20 protein-coding genes and 1 riboswitch are annotated in these 16,807 nt (G+C 55.6%); of the genes, 3 read left to right on the top strand and 17 right to left on the bottom strand.

Features of this window, described 5'->3' with window-relative positions:
• Positions 1-4 precede the first annotated feature (4 nt).
• The 10 genes from lfgK to lfgB form a co-directional block, all read right to left on the bottom strand.
• Positions 5-1,348 carry a lateral flagellar hook-associated protein LfgK gene (lfgK, locus tag CF137_RS02415; RefSeq protein ID WP_139717638.1) on the bottom strand — a complete coding sequence of 448 codons (1,344 nt, stop codon included), beginning with the start codon at positions 1,346-1,348 and terminating at the stop codon, positions 5-7.
• Complete coding sequence (locus CF137_RS02410; RefSeq protein ID WP_101529992.1) at positions 1,348-1,746, bottom strand: rod-binding protein; 399 nt, start codon at positions 1,744-1,746, stop codon at positions 1,348-1,350. Before CF137_RS02410 ends, lfgK begins: the two co-directional genes overlap by 1 nt.
• A gap of 8 nt (positions 1,747-1,754) precedes the next feature.
• Positions 1,755-2,861 carry a lateral flagellar basal body P-ring FlgIL gene (gene fgIL, locus CF137_RS02405; RefSeq protein WP_139717636.1) on the bottom strand — a complete coding sequence of 369 codons (1,107 nt, stop codon included), beginning with the start codon at positions 2,859-2,861 and terminating at the stop codon, positions 1,755-1,757.
• An 8-nt stretch (positions 2,862-2,869) separates the two neighbouring features.
• Positions 2,870-3,541, bottom strand: a complete 672-nt coding sequence (gene flgH, locus CF137_RS02400; protein WP_101320317.1) for a flagellar basal body L-ring protein FlgH — start codon at positions 3,539-3,541, stop codon at positions 2,870-2,872.
• Positions 3,541-4,326: a lateral flagellar basal-body rod protein LfgG gene (gene lfgG, locus CF137_RS02395; protein ID WP_139717634.1), complete on the bottom strand. Its 786-nt coding sequence runs from the start codon at positions 4,324-4,326 to the stop codon at positions 3,541-3,543. Before lfgG ends, flgH begins: the two co-directional genes overlap by 1 nt.
• Positions 4,327-4,404: 78 nt before the next feature.
• A complete protein-coding gene (lfgF, locus tag CF137_RS02390) occupies positions 4,405-5,139 on the bottom strand; it encodes a lateral flagellar basal-body rod protein LfgF (protein WP_139717632.1) in 735 nt (244 codons plus the stop codon).
• A gap of 9 nt (positions 5,140-5,148) precedes the next feature.
• On the bottom strand, positions 5,149-6,348 hold the full coding sequence (flgEL, locus tag CF137_RS02385) for a lateral flagellar hook protein FlgEL (protein WP_139717630.1): 1,200 nt from the start codon (positions 6,346-6,348) through the stop codon (positions 5,149-5,151).
• 18 nt (positions 6,349-6,366) lie between these two features.
• Positions 6,367-7,074 (bottom strand): flagellar hook assembly protein FlgD, encoded by a 708-nt coding sequence (locus CF137_RS02380; RefSeq protein WP_139717628.1) that lies wholly within the window; start codon positions 7,072-7,074, stop codon positions 6,367-6,369.
• A 3-nt stretch (positions 7,075-7,077) separates the two neighbouring features.
• Positions 7,078-7,503, bottom strand: a complete 426-nt coding sequence (gene flgCL / locus CF137_RS02375; RefSeq protein WP_101320310.1) for a lateral flagellar basal body rod protein FlgCL — start codon at positions 7,501-7,503, stop codon at positions 7,078-7,080.
• A 2-nt stretch (positions 7,504-7,505) separates the two neighbouring features.
• Positions 7,506-7,895: a lateral flagellar basal body rod protein LfgB gene (lfgB, locus tag CF137_RS02370; protein ID WP_042061479.1), complete on the bottom strand. Its 390-nt coding sequence runs from the start codon at positions 7,893-7,895 to the stop codon at positions 7,506-7,508.
• A 59-nt stretch (positions 7,896-7,954) separates the two neighbouring features.
• On the opposite strand from lfgB, the gene flgA reads away from it, so the two are divergent.
• The 3 genes from flgA (at position 7,955) to CF137_RS02355 (ending at position 9,538) form a co-directional block, all read left to right on the top strand.
• A complete protein-coding gene (flgA, locus tag CF137_RS02365) occupies positions 7,955-8,746 on the top strand; it encodes a flagellar basal body P-ring formation chaperone FlgA (protein WP_139717626.1) in 792 nt (263 codons plus the stop codon).
• 76 nt (positions 8,747-8,822) lie between these two features.
• Positions 8,823-9,098, top strand: coding sequence for a flagellar biosynthesis anti-sigma factor FlgM (gene flgM / locus CF137_RS02360; protein ID WP_139717624.1), 276 nt, complete (start codon positions 8,823-8,825; stop codon positions 9,096-9,098).
• On the top strand, positions 9,095-9,538 hold the full coding sequence (locus tag CF137_RS02355) for a flagellar protein FlgN (RefSeq protein ID WP_139717621.1): 444 nt from the start codon (positions 9,095-9,097) through the stop codon (positions 9,536-9,538). The genes flgM and CF137_RS02355 overlap by 4 nt, the downstream gene beginning before the upstream one ends.
• Here the strand turns inward: CF137_RS02355 and lfiJ are convergent.
• The 7 genes from lfiJ to lafK are packed head-to-tail and all read right to left on the bottom strand — an operon-like array spanning position 9,535 to position 16,489.
• Complete coding sequence (gene lfiJ / locus CF137_RS02350; protein ID WP_139717619.1) at positions 9,535-9,960, bottom strand: lateral flagellar protein LfiJ; 426 nt, start codon at positions 9,958-9,960, stop codon at positions 9,535-9,537. The two genes, CF137_RS02355 and lfiJ, sit on opposite strands and share 4 nt — an antisense overlap.
• Before the next feature lie 15 nt (positions 9,961-9,975).
• Positions 9,976-11,307: a lateral flagellar FliI-like assembly ATPase LfiI gene (gene lfiI / locus CF137_RS02345; protein ID WP_139717617.1), complete on the bottom strand. Its 1,332-nt coding sequence runs from the start codon at positions 11,305-11,307 to the stop codon at positions 9,976-9,978.
• Entirely contained in the window at positions 11,300-11,992 is a 693-nt protein-coding gene (lfiH, locus tag CF137_RS02340; RefSeq protein WP_139717615.1) for a lateral flagellar assembly protein FliH, read from the bottom strand. The genes lfiI and lfiH overlap by 8 nt, the downstream gene beginning before the upstream one ends.
• A gap of 12 nt (positions 11,993-12,004) precedes the next feature.
• On the bottom strand, positions 12,005-13,033 hold the full coding sequence (gene fliGL, locus CF137_RS02335; RefSeq protein WP_101320297.1) for a lateral flagellar motor switch protein FliGL: 1,029 nt from the start codon (positions 13,031-13,033) through the stop codon (positions 12,005-12,007).
• Positions 13,020-14,756 (bottom strand): lateral flagellar M-ring protein FliFL, encoded by a 1,737-nt coding sequence (gene fliFL, locus CF137_RS02330; protein ID WP_193556554.1) that lies wholly within the window; start codon positions 14,754-14,756, stop codon positions 13,020-13,022. The genes fliGL and fliFL overlap by 14 nt, the downstream gene beginning before the upstream one ends.
• A gap of 17 nt (positions 14,757-14,773) precedes the next feature.
• Entirely contained in the window at positions 14,774-15,100 is a 327-nt protein-coding gene (lfiE, locus tag CF137_RS02325) for a lateral flagellar hook-basal body complex protein LfiE (protein WP_139717613.1), read from the bottom strand.
• A gap of 3 nt (positions 15,101-15,103) precedes the next feature.
• On the bottom strand, positions 15,104-16,489 hold the full coding sequence (gene lafK / locus CF137_RS02320; protein WP_193556553.1) for a lateral flagellar response regulator transcription factor LafK: 1,386 nt from the start codon (positions 16,487-16,489) through the stop codon (positions 15,104-15,106).
• A 137-nt stretch (positions 16,490-16,626) separates the two neighbouring features.
• Positions 16,627-16,714: riboswitch (cyclic di-GMP riboswitch) on the bottom strand.
• Positions 16,715-16,807: the final 93 nt, after the last annotated feature.

Below are 16,807 nucleotides of genomic sequence, written 5' to 3'. Positions count from 1 at the left end.
ACCCTCAGAACATGTTCAGAATGGAATTGAAAAGCTGTTCCGAGGTGCTGATCACCTTGGCATTGGCCTGATAAGCCTTGGTGTAAGCCATGATCTTCACCCCTTCCTCATCGGTATTCACACCGCTGACACTGCTCAGCTTGGCCGCCATCTGTTTTTCCATATTGGCATCAGCCTGCATGCTCGCTTTCGCTTGTCCGCTCTGCACCGCCATCTTGCCAAGCAGGGCGCTATAGGCATCGTATTGGCCATTTTTTATCTTCAGCAGGTCCTGCAGGTTGCGGTTATCACCCTTGCCACCAACGCCTTGGGCAAAAGCCAGATCATCGCCGGTAAAACCATCAGCCACCCGCAATGTCCCCAACGCATTGATGTAGTTACCATGGATATCTTTTGTTTCGTCAAAAGCGAACAGCTTCTTCCCGCTTGCTCCTTTAAGGTCAACTCCACCGGCCTGTTTAGCATTGAAATCCTCTGCCAGTTTGCCCGCTATCTGATTCAGCGCCACTCTGGTCGGCCGCAATACCGTGGATCGATAGTCCATTACCCCTGCCAGCGAGCCACCATGCAATTTAGGCACTTCAAAGGTTTGCCCACCGAAAGCGAGACTGAGTTTATCGCCTGCAAGCGCGAGGGTACTACTGCTTCCCCCCAGCACCAGCGGCTGTCCTTGCGGCAGGCTGATGGCGAAGGCGCCGTCACTCTGACGATTGACCCGCACTTCCATATAGGTCGACAACTCACGAACAATCTGTTCGCGACTGTCCTCCAGCGCCGAGGTATTGACCCCCTTGGCGGCCTGATCGCCAATCTGGACATTCAATTCAGCCAGTTGTGACAGGTAGCTGTTGACTTGCGAGACGGTGCTGCTCAACTGATCGTCGATCTGCTTTTCCTGGGTGATCAGACTCTCGTCCAGCTGGGTAAAGCGGTTGGCGAGCGCCCCGGCAGAACTGACAATCTGGCTGCGCTGCGCCGGCGTCTCCGGGCTGTCGAGCGCGGCACTCAGCGAGGCAAAGAAGCTGTCGAGCCCTTTTGCAATATTCATCGACTCACTGCCCAGCAACTGCTCGGTCGTATTGATGTACTGATGAAAGGCATAGGAAGAACCGGTGGCCGAACGGCTACGCCAGTGTTGGGTGACCAGATAATCATCCGTTACCCTGCGCACCCCTGTCACCTCGACACCTGCACCATTATCCAATCGCCCGAAACCGGACAGACTGCCCATCATGGCTTCCTGACGGCTATACCCGATGGTATTGACGTTCGCGATATTCTGGGCGGTCAGATTCAATGCAATCTGGGCTGCATTTAATCCGCTGGCGCCGATATTGAGCAGTGACATCAGTCAACCTTCTTCATTTTTGCCGAGTTGAGAGGCTGGCTGAATGCAGCCAGGGTCTGTTGCTCTGAAGCGACCACCCCGTCCGGATTCTTTAATGACGGGGCCAGCTGGTTGACCATCTGCTCCCGCAGGCCGATGCCACCTCGCTTCACCATGCTCATCGCCAACTGACTGTCATACATATCGCGATAGAGGGATTGCCCCTTGATAATCTTCTCGTCCTCATCCTGCAGGGCATCCGTCGCCGAACGCATATGCTTGAGCACGGTTTGCAAAAAGCTGACTTCAAACTGACCGGCCGCCGCATCCAGCGCAGCACGCTGATCCGGGTTGCTTTTGATTTGCTGCAATTCATTGAGATCCTGATAAAAACCAGGATCCGAGCTAATTCTGGTCATGATAGTCCTTAGATAACTACCAGCTCACCCTCAAGGGCGCCGGCCTCATTGAGCGCTTGCAAGATAGCCATAACATCATCGGGGGTGGCCCCTAGTGAGTTGACAGCCTTGACGATCACCTCCAAAGAGGTGCCATCCGGCCAGACAAACATGTTGTTTCGTTCCCGATCGACCTGGATCTTGGAATTGGGTGTCGTGGTGGTCTGGCCGTTGGAGAAGGCATTGGGCTGACTGACCGTCTGGCTCTCGCCAATCGTCACCGTCAGACTGCCATGACTGACGGCAGCCTTGTGAACCTTGACCCCCTGCCCCATCACCACAGTGCCGGTTCGACTGTTGAAGACCACTTTCGGCCGCTCCTGACCCGGATCCACCTTGATATCTTCCAGCAAGGCCATAAAGGCGATGCGCTGGCTCTCGTCCCTGGGTGCCGCAACCTGAATCCGTCCGGCACTCACCGCTCGGGCGACCGGCCCCAGCTGATGGTTGATGGCACGCTCAACATTGCGGGCCGTCTTGAAGTTGGGTTGATGCAGATTGAGGGTCACTTCCGGCTTCTCGGCAAAATTGCTCACCACCTCTCGTTCGATGGTGGCACCGTTGGGGATAATCCCGGCCGTCGGCACGTTAATCGTGACCGATGATCCTGATTGCCCTTCCGCCTTCACCCCGGCGACAACCAGATTGCCCTGCGCCACGGCATAGACTTCACCGTCGATACCACGCAGGGGAGTCAGCAGCAGAGAACCGCCGCGCAGGCTCTTGGCATCACCGATAGAAGTGACCGTCACGTCAAGCAACTGGCCCTTGCCAGCCAAGGCGGGTAGCGTAGCCTGAACCGAAACGGCCGCCACGTTTTTGAGCTTGGGATCGATATCGTCCGGTAACTGCACGCCAAACTGCTTGAGCATGTTGGCCATGGATTGACCGGTAAATTTGACTTGGCTCTTGTCACCGGTACCAGAGAGACCAACCACCAGACCATAGCCCACCAGCTGGTTAGTTCTTAGCCCCTGCACATCGGCAATATCCAGCAAGGCTCGCTTGGCCGGTGCTGCAGCCTGACTAAACCAGGGCAGACAGAGACACAGCAGGGTGATAAACCATCTGTTCATGTAGATCCTCAAAATGGAGCGAAGGCTGAGCTGAAGAAGCGACCCAACCACCCCATCTGGTTGCTATCGGCGAGGGCACCACGACCGGCATAAGTAATGCGGGCATCGGCAATGCGCTGGGACGAGATACGGTTGCTCTGGTCAATATCCTCGACCCGTACCATGCCGCCCAACCGGATGTACTCATCCCCCTGATTGAGGCGGATCCACTTTTCACCGCGGATCCCCAGCACGCCATTGGGCATCACTTCCGCGACAGTGACAGTGATGGAACCCGCCAGGGTATTCTGCTGACTGGAGGTCGCACCACCATCAAAATCCCGATCGGCACTGAGGGAGGCCCCCAAATCGGGGTATTGTTTCCCGCCAATTGTGGGGGTGGGTACATTCATGCTGCTGTTCTTGCTCATGCTGGTATTGGCTTTCTTGCTCGACTGGGTACGCTCTTCCAGCACCACGGTCAGAATGTCACCAATCCGATAAGCTCGCCGATCCTGAAACAGGGTCATCATGTAGTTGCCACGATAGAGGCTACCGTCCTCTCCCTGTGCTGCAGCCGCGACCGGGGGCCGGGACGGCGCCCATTTCTCGTCACCCGGCTCGGGGGCCTGCAGCTCATAGGTTGCGCACCCGCCCAGCAACAGTACCAACCAGATATAACGCAGCATCGACTTCATCATCACAGTGCCTGAGTGACAAACTTGAGCATCTGGTCCGCAGCAGAGACAACCTTGGCATTCATCTCGTAAGCACGCTGGGTAGTGATCATGTCGACCATCTCCTCGACCACATTGACGTTCGAGCTCTCCAGCGTGAATTGCTTGACCGCCCCCATCGCTTCTTCACCAGGCACACCTTCTATCGGTTCACCGGACGCGCCTGTGGCACGGTAGAGGTTGCCACCGAGCGCTTCCAGACCGGCCGGGTTGGAGAAGTTGGTCAGGGTGATGCGGCCCAGCTCGACGTTTTCTTGCTGACCCGGCAGCGAGGCGCTGACGGTGCCATCGGTGCCGATGGAGATCTTGGTGGCGTTATCGGGGATCTGGATCTGCGGCACCATGGGCAAGCCATCAGAATTGACCAGCTGCCCCTCGGCATTGCGGTGCCATTGGCCATTTCGGGTATAGGCAGTCTCGCCATCCGGGCGCTCGACCCCGAAGAAACCGGCACCGACCACCGCCATATCCAGCTCCTGGTTGGTATTCTGGAATTGGCCAGAGGTGAAGACCTTCTGGGTACCCACCACCCGCACACCATTACCCATCTGAATACCGATGGGAGCCAGATTCTGCTGATCCTGCTGAGCGCCCGGCTGGCGCTGCACCTGATAGAAGAGATCTTCAAATGCCACCCGATCACGCTTGAAACCAACCGTGTTCACGTTGGCCAGGTTGTTGGAAATACTGGACATCTTGGCATCTTGTGCCGACAGACCCGTTTTACTGACCCATAATGCTGCGTGCATTGTTATTCCACCTTGTTCATCAAGCCCAATCCCCAAGGGAGTGGCCAGATACCGGACATCAGCCCGATAGCTTCAATATCAACCCTGACCGGAAATCAATTTGGCCCCTTGACGAGCCTGATCATCAGCCGCTTTCATCAACTTGACCTGCAGTTCGAAATTGCGGGTCAATGACATGCTGCTGACCAACTCATCCACAGCATTGACGTTAGCCCCTTCCAGAAAACCGGAGGCCATCACCACCTGCTCGCTGCTCTCGGCATCACCCCCCTGGCGCATCCGGAACAAACCATCGTGGCCTTTCACCAGCTCAGCCGGATCCGGATTGACCAGCTTCAGGCGGCCCACATCGAGCCGAGCCCCGCCCCCCGGAGGAGTGATGCTCAGGGTGCCATCCTTGCCGAAACTGATGTCACGATAAGCGGGCAGCACCAGCTCGCCACCTTCCCCCAGCACCGGCCGACCATTGAGGGTCAACAGCCCGTCAGCATCCGCCTCCAGGTTACCCGCGCGGGTATAGGCCTCTTTGCCATCAGGCGTCTGCACCGCAAGAAAACCCTCACCACGAATCGCCACATCCAGCTTGCGACCCGTCTGCATCAGAGGACCAGCCTTGAAGTTGGTCCCTGCCATCTCTTCTCTGGCCATCACCCGACTCGGGTAACCATCTCCCGTCAGGGCATAAGCAGAAACCCGCTCAAAGTCAGCCCGAAAACCGGCGGTATTGACGTTGGCCAGGTTATTCGCCCGAATTTGCTGAGCCATCAGGGTATGTTGCGCCCCGGACATGGCGGTGTAGATAAGCTTTTCCACGGGTTACCCTTAGAAGGAGTTGAACAGAACCTGAGTCATTTTGTCAGCGGAACTGATGGTCTTGGCGTTGGCCTGATAGTTACGCTGGGAAGTCATCAGGCTCACCAGCTCACCAGTCAGATCCACGTTGGAGCTCTCGTAAGCCCCAGCCGTCAACTTGCCCATGGTGCCGGTTCCCGGTGCGCCCAAGACCGGCTGACCGGAACTGAACGACTGTTGCCAAGTTGTGTTGTTGGTCTGCAGCAGACCATTGGGGTTGGTGAAGTTCGCCATCACCACCTGCCCCTGCAACAGGCTCTGACCGTTGGTAAAGGTGGCATAGACACCGCCATCGGCATCAACCCGTACACCGGTCAGATCACCTGCGGTATAACCATTGGACTGGTTGCGAGTAGCGTTGAAGTCGGAGGCATACTGGCTGACACGTGCCATGTCCAGCTTCAGTGATATATCTGTAGCGCCATCCGGCTTCAGATCCAGAGCAGGGAATGATGTTGGTAACTCCAATGTACCGTTTTTATTGAATACCATATTCACTACCCCCCCAACCGGTTTACCGTTGAAGGAGTAATGCACATCCCACTTGTTCGGGTCTGTTTTGACAAAATACTGGGTCACGGTATGTTCAGTGCCCAGAGAGTCATAAACCTTGCTGGATTGGGAATAGTTAAAGGTCTCTGATTTTGTCAGATCAAACTTGTTAGCTGCTATCGTCTGATCAATTTTGCTGGCATCCGCCTTGAGATTCGCCACAAACTCCAGCTTGTCGGATGCCTTGGCTGGCAGGCTGCCCGCCTTGACCTGAATATCACCAACCACACCGGATTGCAGCTTGCCCGCGTCATCAGTGGTATAACCTTGCAGACGGGTGCCACTCGCCGTGGTCAGATAGTTACCGCTATCACGCTGGAACATACCTGCACGGGTATAAGAAGTCTGTCCACTGCTATCTTTCAGCACAAAAAAACCACTACCAGAAATGGCCAGATCCAGCCCACGCCCAGTTCGCATCACGTCGCCGTTGCGGTCAAAGTTCTGGGAGACGTTGTTCATCTCAACCCCACCGGCCTGACCACCACCATAGATGGCAGCAAACTCGGCACGGCTGGATTTGAAACCTGCGGTACTGGCGTTAGCCACGTTGTTACTGATTACACTCAATTCCTGGTTCACGGCGCGCAGGCCGCTCAATCCGATACTGAAAGACACAGTGTCGCTCCTCTCTGATTACGCCGATTTACCGAACTGGATTGCACTGAACAGCGGGACATCGCCCACGCCGGCAACCTGTAGCATGATTTCACCCGTACCGGGCAGGGTGACGCGATCCACCTTGCTCGCCACATAATTTGTGGACCCCACCAGCGTCTTGCCGGTTGAAGCCTTGACCTCGAAGCTGTACTCCCCGGCAGGGAGCGGGGGCAATTCATAATCCAGCCCACCCGCTTTGCTCTCACCCCAGCTCTTACTCGCAACCAGCACGCCATGTTGGTCATAAACCTTGAGGTCAACCTGTTCCGCCGCACCTTGCAGCTCGATTTGGCCGCGAATTTGCTGTTGCTGCTGCTGTTTGAGGGTCTTGCTCGGCACCATGACCTCTTTGTCGATCAAAGCGGTACTCTGCAACACCTGCTGGGTATCCATCATGTTGATGGACTTTTGCTGTAACACTTTCAGCCCCTCGACCCCTTCAACCATGCTGAACTGGGCAAGCTGAGCGACATACTGGGCACCATCAAGGGGGTTGGTGGGGTCCTGGTTCTGGATCTGCGCCACCATCATCTGCAGGAATTCATTGCGCAGTTGCATACCGCCATTCTGGTTGGCTTGCGTTCCCTGAGCAGCACCGCTGCCATTGCTGGCGATCTTGGGGTCAGCAACAACCTGACCTGTACCACGCGCCGTATCCAGACTGCTTATCTGTGGCAGACTCATGGCTTAGGCTCCCTGACCAAGACGCAGCAAACCTTGCTGCATGCTGTTGATCCGGTTGATCACTTCGACCGAGGTTTCAAACCCACGAGAGGCACTCATCATGTCGGCCATCTCCTCCACCACGTTGACGTTGGAGTAGTAGACAAAACCATCCTGATCGGCCATCGGGTTGGTCGGCTCCAATCGTTTTTCGACCTGACGGTCGGACTGTACGATGCCAGCTACTTGCACCGACGCAGCTCCGAGACCATCGGTATCCTGAATCTTCTGATAGAGAGTGGAAAAAACCGGCTTGATGGCACGAAACGCCGCGTCTTCACTGGCAGCCGCGCTATCCACGTTTGCCAGGTTGGAGGCAACGGTATCCAGCCGCACGGTCTGGGCGCGCATGGCGCTGCCGGCGATGTCATAAATCTTGTTGAACGACATGGTTAACGGCCCTCGATCGCCTTGGCGATCCCGGTAATCTTCATATTGAGGAAAGTGAGGCTGGTCTGAAAATCGGTGGCGTTGTTGGCAAATTTGCCCTGCTCAACCCCCAGCTCTGCCGTGTTGCCATCCATGGAGACCTGATAAGGAATGCGATAGAGGGGGTGACGCATATCGTCACGCATGGCGCCTTGGCCAATGGCCTGACTCTCCTCACCTGCAGCAACTTGCTGCGCGACACGACCCAGAATCGTCTTATAATCGACATCTCGAGCCAGATAGCCCGGTGTATCCACGTTGGCCAGATTTCCCGCCAGAATACGCGCCCGCTCAGCCCTGACATCGAGGGCATAAGGGTGTACGCCGAGGGCGCTGTCAAATGAGATACTCATGCTTCATCCTTTATCGTTCACTCAGACCGGGGTTACCCTTATCAAGACTCATGCCAACCATGAAGATACCTAGTTTCAAGCGGTTACCATGCACCATCCACTGCAAGCAGATGAGAAATGAGGAAGCGCGACTTCCCGTGTGGAAATGGAGCGGCATCCTGTGGCTACTGCTGAGTGCGCTGGCTCATGGCGCACCGCAGGCGCAAAGCGCCATGCTTGAACAGTTGCTTGAACAGGATGCGCGCCAGAGTCTTGATGACTACATAACCCAACAGGGGTGGCCTGCAACCGCAGGGGAGTTTCGGGTCTGGCTTGCACCTTCCGCCGAACACCTCCCCCTATGCCCATCCGGGCACATCTCGCTACAGGCCGGTGGCCAGTATCGGCAACCCTGGGGACGCCGTCCCTATCTCATCGAATGTACAGATCCCGCATGGCAGGTGCGCGGGCGGGTAGAGGTTTCATTGCTATTACCGGTCTGGGTTGCCGCACGGGATATCGCAAAAGGTCAATCCATCAGCACTAGCGATCTGGTGGAAAAAGAGCTGGATGTCAGCCGCATACAACGCGGGTATACCCCGAGCAATCACTCCCTGCTGGGCCATAAAAGCAACCGGCATCTGAGAAGCGGGCAACTCATCGGTGAGCTGGACTTACAAAAGAGTTGGGCGGTCAAACAGGGGGAAGGGGTACTTATCCGCGCCGGGGAAGGTGAATTCTCCGCAACCACCAGAGGGGAAGCCCTCGAAAATGGCGGAATAGGCGACGGGATCAGAGTGAAAAATCTTAGCTCTGGCAAGCAGATACAAGCATGGGTGACTGATACCGGGGAAGTTGAAACCCGTTTTTGAACCAAGATTGCAATTTGATTCAAGTTCGACAAGCCTTGGGTCGCTTGTCATAGGCAGACCATCAGGAATTTACGTTATGAAAATTACCCGTACTGACTCGCTCTATATTCAGAACCAGCCTGGCCGCAAACAGGATGTAACGACCAAGCCGGAAACCAAGTCCGCACAGTCATCCGAAGCCCGGATCAGCAGCACCGCGCAGTCAGTAGCCAACGCCCGCAGCCAGCTGGCCACCACATCCGATGTCGACATGGACAAGGTCAACGAGATCCGCAAAGCCATCAGTGAAGGCAAGCTGGAGATCGATCTGGATGCGCTGGGTCAGGCCATTCTGGATATGCATCGCCGATGAGCGTGGATACCAAGGCCACCGTCAAGGCATTGATCCTCGGGATCCAGCAGGATTACGGCCACTACACCGAATTCACCGCCTTGTTGCTTCGCCAGCATGCACTGCTGGCAAGCCATGATGTCGATGGTCTGCAAGCCCATAACGAGCAGCAGACCGCGCTAATGGCCAAGGTGACACAACAGGCAAAATTGCGCTGCCAGCAGCTGCAGACATTGGGCCTCAAGCCCGATGAGAAGGGGATGGCCACCCTGATAGCAAAGTTGCCACTTCCGCTGCGCACCACGGTAGCCAATCAATGGCAACAGCTTGAACAACTGCTGCACCAGTGTCTGCGCCAGAATGATCTCAATGGCCGCCTGCTGGCAGGCCAGATGGAGACGATTCATTCGCTGTTGGGACAAGATTCAGGTTATCGCGACCCGGACAGCATCGTGGATTAACCCTCCTCCCTACTCTTGCGGGTCAGGTGACGCAAACTGGCCAGCTCGTCCAGCTGTAGCTGATCTCGCCTCTCCTGCTGCTGACGAGCAACATCATCACGCTTGGCCAACAAGAGCTCCAGCCCTTTGACCCGCCCGAACTGCCGGACCAGCTCCCCTTCGTGGCGCGCCAGATCCAGTCTGGCCAGCGTCGATTGCTGCACCTGATGGGAGAGCAAACGGCGCAACTGTCCATCCATCTGTTGCTTGTTTTGCCATAGCAAAGGATGAAACTTGTCGGAACCGGGTCGCAGCGAGGAGATAACCTCCTGCAATTTGTGCGCTCGCTGCTCTTCCCGCAGCGCCAGCTCCCTCAGGCGCTGGCGCTCAGCGCCAAGATTTTCCAGCTCTTCCTGTTGCAACCCCAGATAAGACCTCAGCATAACGAATCCTTACCCTTACCCCTGCCCCAGCACCTGCTTGAGACCAATCATCACCTGTTCAAAAGCCATCTCTTCATGCAAGCCTTGCTGCAGGAATACCGCAATCCCCGGGTAGCGCTGAACAGCTTCATCCATCTGCTGGTCTGCCCCAGGCTGATAACCCCCGAGTGGCAGCAACTCACGCACCTGCTGATAGCGTCCCCATAGCTGGCGCAAGGTTACTGCCAGCTTTTGCCATTCGGCGGGCACGACCTGTGGCATGACCCGGCTTACTGATGCACCGATATCGATGGCGGGATAGTGGCCCTCTTCCGCCAGACGACGGGTCAGCACGATATGACCATCGAGAATGGCGCGCGCCGCATCGACCACCGGATCCTGCTGATCATCCCCCTCCGCCAGCACGGTGTAGAAAGCACTCAGACTGCCATCTGGATGCGTGCCGTTACCGGCTCGCTCCACCAGTTGGGTCAGCATGCTGAATACCGAGGGCGGATAACCACGGGTCGCGGGGGGCTCACCGATGGCCAGCGCAATTTCACGCTGTGCCTGGGCATAACGGGTCAGTGAATCCATCAGCAGCAGCACATCTTGCCCCTGCTCACGGAAATATTCGGCAATCCGGTGACATAGCTGGGCCGCTCGCAACCGCATCAGTGGAGATTGATCCGCTGGTGCCGCGATGACTACGGCACGTGCCAGACCTTCGGCGCCCAGACTGTGCTCAATGAATTCGCGCACTTCACGACCCCGCTCACCAATGAGCCCCACCACGACGATCTGAGCTGCGGTATTACGGGTCATCATGCCGAGCAACATACTCTTGCCGACCCCCGAACCGGCGAACAGCCCCAAACGCTGGCCCTTACCAACCGTCAGCAGGCCATTAATGGCGCGGATACCGACATCCAGCGGTTCACGTACCGGGGTTCGCAATAGAGGATTGGGTGGAAGAGCAAACAGGGGAACGCTGTCACCAACGTCTGGTAACGGCTGCCCGTCGAGCGGCTGTAGCAGCCCATCGAGTACCCGTCCCAGCAAGTGAACACCGAGCCGAACCGTCTCTTCGCCATCGATCGGCTCAACCTGAGCGCCAGCGTAAAGTCCGCTCATCGGCTGCAGCGGCATCAGGTAAGAGATATCCCGGTTAAAACCGACCACCTCAGCCAACAGTGGTGTTCCACTTGCCGTGCTGACACGACAACGTTGCCCCATTACCAGTTGGCAGCCGACCACTTCGAGCGTCAGACCGGTCACTCGTACCAACCGGCCAAAACGACGAAACGCGGGCAACTCATCCAGATTGTCCAGCGCACTGGTCAGTGCCTGCTGCAAGGCCTCATGCATCTTGCGGCACTTCCAGCGAGCTGTTGAGCTGTTCGATACAGGTTGCTAGGCGGGAGCTGGTGCTCACCTCGACGACAGCAGCACGGGTTTCGATACGAGCGTCGCCCACCCCGAGTGCTGCATCGACTTGCAATGGCCACCCTTCACAGCGAGTCACCCCCTGCTCGGCAAGTCGCTGCCGGTCTCCCTCGTTGAGGTAGATCACCAGCTCTTCCGATTCCCTCGGCAAGGTAGCAAGCGCCTGCTCGACCTGATTCATCACCTGCTGCGGATTGAGGGTGAACTCGGCCATAATGACCCGTTTGGCCACCTGTGCCACCAGCTTGGCAATCAGCTCTTTCTGCTCTGCCATCCGGGCCTGGCTCAGCGACGCCCACTGCTCTTGCAGCTTTGCAAATGGCACCATCGCCTGTTCGAAGGCAGCTCGCCCCTCCGAAAGGCCCTGAGCAAAACCGCGGGTTTGCCCTTGTTGCAAACCGGTGCTCTCACCGTCCTGCAGACCGCAGGTCAACCCTTGTTGATAACCAGCCTGATAACCTTCGTCGTGACCTTGCTCCAGCCCTTGCTGATAGCCGAATTCAAATTGTTCCTGTTGGCTCTGAGCCTCTTCCCCACTCTGACCGAGCGCAGGGAAGCGATACAGACGGGTCGCCCCAGGCATCAATTTGCGCACATTGTGACTCATGAATGCCTCCTGTTAACTGACGGTGGGCTCTTCGAACAGCTGGAACTCGATCTCGCCCTGCTCCACCAACTCGCGGACCAATTGCATGACCTCTTCCCTGGCCTGCTCGACCTTGCGCAAAGAGACACTGCCCTGATTCTGGATCTGATCGTCCAGCGCCTGAGCCATCCGCTTCGGCATGGCCCCCAGAATAACCTTGCGGAAAGTGGTCTCGGTGTTCTTGAGGGCCAGGGCCAGCAATTCGCTGGGTAGCTCCTGCACCAACCGTTGCAGGGTGTCGTCGCTCTGACGGCGCAACGCCATGAAGTCGAACATGTTCTTCTCGATCTCCAGCGCCATATCGCCATCATGCTCGCGCAGCAAAGAGAGCATCTGCTCCTTGTCACCCTGATAACGATTGAGAATATCGGCCACCTGCCGCACCCCGTTAACCTTGGCACCAGATTGATCTGCCACATAGGCGAGGCAGCGATCCAGCGTCAGTCTGAGCTCACCCAGCACATGTTCGCTGACACTGCTGAGGCTGGCGACACGCACCAGCAAATCGTCGTGAACCGAACCGGGCAATGCATCGAGCACGGCTGACGCAGTCTGGGGTGGCAGGAAGGCCAGCAGCACAGCCTGCATCTGGGGATGTTCATTACGGAAGAAACGGGCCAGCACATCTGCAGGCACCCACTGCAGACGCTGGATATCCTGACTCATTACATCGCCGTACAGGCTGTCGAGCAGACTGCGGGAGAGCCGTTGACCCAACGCAAGATCCAGCGTCTGTTCCAGGTATTCCCGTGAAGCACTGGCAATCCCGCTCTGTTCCCGATACTGATTGAAGAACTGCTGCAACGTCCACTTGGCTTCCATCGAGCTGACGCCGGAGAGCGCCGCCATTTTGGAGATCAATCGCTGCACTTCGTCTCGGGAGAGTTTCTGCATCACCTTTGCGGCAGCCTCGGTCCCCATGCTTAACAACAAGATGGCGGCCTTTTCAAGGTTGTCGATATCGATATCGACAGCACTCTGATTCAAGTTAACGCTGTTCATTGCCACTCACCCATGCTCTGACAACCTCCGCCACCCGGGCGGTATCTTTTTCCACCAGCAACTGCAAATGCTTGAGCTGAACCTCCAGCTCGGAGCCCGGTTCCGGCAACGACTCCATATCGAGTGATGAGAACTGTGGATCCATCTTGTTGTCAGCACGGATCAGGCTATTTGAGAGCGCAGAAGTCAGCTGAGGATCATCTTCATCCCTGCGCATGGACAACCCGACGGTAGGCTCCAGATCTTCCTCAGCCTCACCCATTTCCATCTCCGGCTGCTGCTGGGTACGAACCAGGTGTTTCACCAACGGGCGAATACCGAAGAACACCAGCGTCAAACCAAGCAAACCGCCGACCAGATAACGCAAGGAATCTTGCCAGTACGGGGTTTCCCACCAGCTGGATTCGGGTGCAACAACTGGTACCGCACCATTGAAATCGAAAGCCTGCAGACTGATCTGATCGCCACGTGTCTCGTCGAAGCCCACTGCACGCTCTACCATCTGGCGGATCTGTTCCAGTTGTTCAGCACTCCAACCACCTTTCGGGGCTATCTGCTGATTAAGCAGAATGGATACGTTAATTCGATCCAAACGTCCCTGTTGGTAACGGGTGTGCACTATGGTGCGGCTGTTTTCGTACTGCTTGCTGACTTCCTGACGCTCGGTACGAGTGTCATTCTGCTGTGGGGCGGCATTGCCTTTGGCTGCATCCGTTTTTTCATCCTTTGGCGCCGTCTCAGGTGGGCGGTTGGATAGCGCACCGGGAATCCCCATCGCCAACGCATCGATAGTTTTGTCTGACTTGTTGGACTCTCGAGTCACCACACCTTGCGGATCGAGCTGCTGCTGGGTCTCTTCGACGGCGTTGAAGTTCACGTCTGCCGCAATCTGCACCTTGAAATTAGTACTGCCCAACATGGGATACAGCATGTCATTGGCACGTTGACGGATGTATTGCTCCAGCTTGCGGACATACTCCATCTGCTGAACGCTCTGCTTGCCAAAACCAACCTTGTCCCCCAGCTCGGCACTGAGCAGCTGGCCGGATTGGTCCACCACAGTGACGGCACCCGGTTTCATTCCCGAGATACTGCCAGCCACCAGATTGGCAATCGCCTCGACCTGACCCGCTTCGATGGATTGGCCCGGTTGCATATCGAGCATCACTGACGCGCTGGGTTTCTCCTCATCGCGCCCCACGAACAGCGTGCGCTTCGGAATAGCCAGATGAACACGGGCGCTGCGCACGGCGTCGAGCGCTATGATGGTTCGGGCCAGCTCTCCTTCCAGGGCATGACGATAACGAGCCCCTTCCATAAATTCGCTGGTACCCAATCCGGTTACGTTGTCCAGACCTTCCAGGCCAGATGGCATGGCGGCACGCACACCACGTGCCGCAAGCGCCATCCGGATATGAGCCAGCTGGTTTTCAGGAACCAGCACCTGACCGGTGCTCTTTTCCAGGCGGAAAGGCACCTGCTCCTTCTCCAGCATCTCCATGATGTTGGCGGTATCGTATAGCTCCTGTTTGCCATACAAAGGGACATAGTTTTTACTGGAGGTCCACAGAATAACGACTATGGTACCCGCCACAATGGCAGCCAGCAGGGCAATGGTGAGGATTGATTTGTTGTCACGGGAGAGCGTACGCCAATTGCGTAGCCCCTCTTGCAGCCTGATTTTGAGCGAATCAGAGGCGGTCCCCTGAGGAGACGTTACCAGTTCAGTCATCTGTTACCTCAGAGCGGCATGCGCATAATGTCGTCAAAACCGGTCATCAGCTTGTTGCGAACCTGCATCAAGGCTGAAAAACTCAAGCCGGCTTTTTGACTCGCCACCATGGCGCCCACCAGATCATCGCTCTGCCCGGCATCGACGGATGCCATCAATTTTGACGAGATATTCTGCTGCTCATTGACGCGCCCCACGACATCTCGCATGGCATCAGTGAATGATGCCCCTGATACATCATTCGATTCGATAGAAGGGGTCTGGCTTGCGACACGTTGCATCTCCTGCATCTGCTGCAGCAGTGTCACCTGTGATGACATCATCTGAATCTTCACTCTTTATCCCTCTGCTTGAATCTGCTGTTCAATATCAATGCCCTGTTCACGCATTGCCGCCAGCTTGTAGCGCAGTGCCCGGGTCGTCATGCCCAACGCATCGGCTGTGCGGGTACGATGGCCACGAAAGCGGCGCAAGGTCTCTAATACAAATTGGAACTCGGCATGCCGCCGGGTTTCACTCAACCCCTCAGGAACATGCCACGCGTCTGACCCAACCATTTCTGGCTCCGCCACACAGTGTGGCAGCATCAGATCTACCGCTTGAATATGCAAACCACGCGCCATTATTAATGACCGTTGAATGACATTATCCAGTTCTCGTACATTTCCTGGCCATTCATATGACAGCAACAGCTGACAGGCTCGATCACTCAGGCGATAACCCTGCTGGGATACATAACGCTCAATAAAGTAGTTGGCCAGCGGAATAATATCGTCAGGGCGCTCACGCAATGCGGGCCAATTCATTGGCAATACATCAAGACGATAGAAAAGGTCTTCACGAAATAGCCCATCAGCAACCAATCTACGTAGATCTTTATTGCTGGCAGCAATGATTCGAACATCCAGCGAAATCGTTTGATTACTACCAAGTCGCTCAACTTCTTTTTCTTGCAGCACCCGTAATAACTTTGCCTGCAAATTCAAAGGAAGCTCTGATATTTCATCCAGTAACAGGGTTCCACCCTGTGCCAACTCAAACTTGCCGGGTTGGGCAGAGACAGCACCGGTAAATGCGCCTTTATTATGGCCAAACAGAATTGACTCAAGCATTGCCTCAGGAATGGCTGCACAATTAATCGCCAAAAATGGTTTTTCCGCTCTGGCAGACATTTCATGAATATAGCGGGCCAACCGCTCTTTACCGGTTCCTGACTCACCACCAATCATAATTGTCGCGGATGTTTTGGCTGCTCGTCTGGCAAGCTGCAACACCTGCAGGCTCATAGGAGATACAGCGATCAGGTTCGGAATTGCCTGGCGAAGACGCAGGGCCCCACGTACTGCATCAAGCAATTGCTGGGGGCAGAAGGGTTTTACAATGTAGTCGATTGCCCCGGCACACATAGCTTCCGCCGCAATCGCGGCTTGATGCTCATTGACCATGATGACACAGTCAACCCCCTCGAACTCACGCAGAATACGCGGCCCGAGCTCGGTCATGGCATCCATATCGAGCAGGATCAAATTGACATTATCATCAGCGATAATGCCCTTTGATTGTTTAACAGAATTAACGCTTGATACCCTGATACCTTCCTTGTGAAGGTTTTTTTCAACCTCATTTTCGGCAACTATTAGTGGTTGAATCAATAATATATGTGACCCAGCCAAGCTATCGCCACACAACCCGATTGTTGTATTTATTGGTAATCCCGAAGACATAGACGTCTGACACCTGTGACTGTGGATAGGACAATCAATAGAGCTGAAGTATCAGACACAAAGGAGAAATACAAATTCGCGCTTAAAAAACAGCACAACTTGTATCTAGATGGTAACAAAATTGTATCCAAATTCACCTTGGTAACCCCGCTGTCATTAGCTTTCCTGCTGTTAGACCGGAGGCTTTGCGTCCTGACTTTTCAGTTCAGTTTGCCCTTACAATGTGATAACACACCCAGCTTAATGGGCTAAGCGTGTGGCAACACAATTAATATTGTTTTTGTTATTTAACTTTCACACATTGCTGCGTCAAATTTC

It is taken from the genome of Aeromonas sobria, assembly GCF_006243315.1.
Taxonomy (GTDB): Bacteria; Pseudomonadota; Gammaproteobacteria; order Enterobacterales; family Aeromonadaceae; genus Aeromonas; species Aeromonas sobria_A.
The sequence above is the reverse complement of the archived record's forward strand: the minus strand, read 5'-3'. Positions and strand labels throughout refer to the sequence as shown.

What these genes read in the sequence shown, in the direction of transcription:
- lfgK (WP_139717638.1), bottom strand. Translation starts at nt 1,348, where the DNA reads ATGTCACTGCTCAATATCGGCGCCAGCGGATTAAATGCAGCCCAGATT.
- CF137_RS02410 (WP_101529992.1), bottom strand. Translation starts at nt 1,746, where the DNA reads ATGACCAGAATTAGCTCGGATCCTGGTTTTTATCAGGATCTCAATGAA.
- fgIL (WP_139717636.1), bottom strand. Translation starts at nt 2,861, where the DNA reads ATGAACAGATGGTTTATCACCCTGCTGTGTCTCTGTCTGCCCTGGTTT.
- flgH (WP_101320317.1), bottom strand. Translation starts at nt 3,541, where the DNA reads ATGATGAAGTCGATGCTGCGTTATATCTGGTTGGTACTGTTGCTGGGC.
- lfgG (WP_139717634.1), bottom strand. Translation starts at nt 4,326, where the DNA reads ATGCACGCAGCATTATGGGTCAGTAAAACGGGTCTGTCGGCACAAGAT.
- CF137_RS02380 (WP_139717628.1), bottom strand. Translation starts at nt 7,074, where the DNA reads ATGAGTCTGCCACAGATAAGCAGTCTGGATACGGCGCGTGGTACAGGT.
- flgCL (WP_101320310.1), bottom strand. Translation starts at nt 7,503, where the DNA reads ATGTCGTTCAACAAGATTTATGACATCGCCGGCAGCGCCATGCGCGCC.
- lfgB (WP_042061479.1), bottom strand. Translation starts at nt 7,895, where the DNA reads ATGAGTATCTCATTTGACAGCGCCCTCGGCGTACACCCTTATGCCCTC.
- flgA (WP_139717626.1), top strand. Translation starts at nt 7,955, where the DNA reads ATGAAGATACCTAGTTTCAAGCGGTTACCATGCACCATCCACTGCAAG.
- flgM (WP_139717624.1), top strand. Translation starts at nt 8,823, where the DNA reads ATGAAAATTACCCGTACTGACTCGCTCTATATTCAGAACCAGCCTGGC.
- CF137_RS02355 (WP_139717621.1), top strand. Translation starts at nt 9,095, where the DNA reads ATGAGCGTGGATACCAAGGCCACCGTCAAGGCATTGATCCTCGGGATC.
- lfiJ (WP_139717619.1), bottom strand. Translation starts at nt 9,960, where the DNA reads ATGCTGAGGTCTTATCTGGGGTTGCAACAGGAAGAGCTGGAAAATCTT.
- lfiI (WP_139717617.1), bottom strand. Translation starts at nt 11,307, where the DNA reads ATGCATGAGGCCTTGCAGCAGGCACTGACCAGTGCGCTGGACAATCTG.
- lfiH (WP_139717615.1), bottom strand. Translation starts at nt 11,992, where the DNA reads ATGAGTCACAATGTGCGCAAATTGATGCCTGGGGCGACCCGTCTGTAT.
- fliGL (WP_101320297.1), bottom strand. Translation starts at nt 13,033, where the DNA reads ATGAACAGCGTTAACTTGAATCAGAGTGCTGTCGATATCGATATCGAC.
- lafK (WP_193556553.1), bottom strand. Translation starts at nt 16,489, where the DNA reads ATGTCTTCGGGATTACCAATAAATACAACAATCGGGTTGTGTGGCGAT.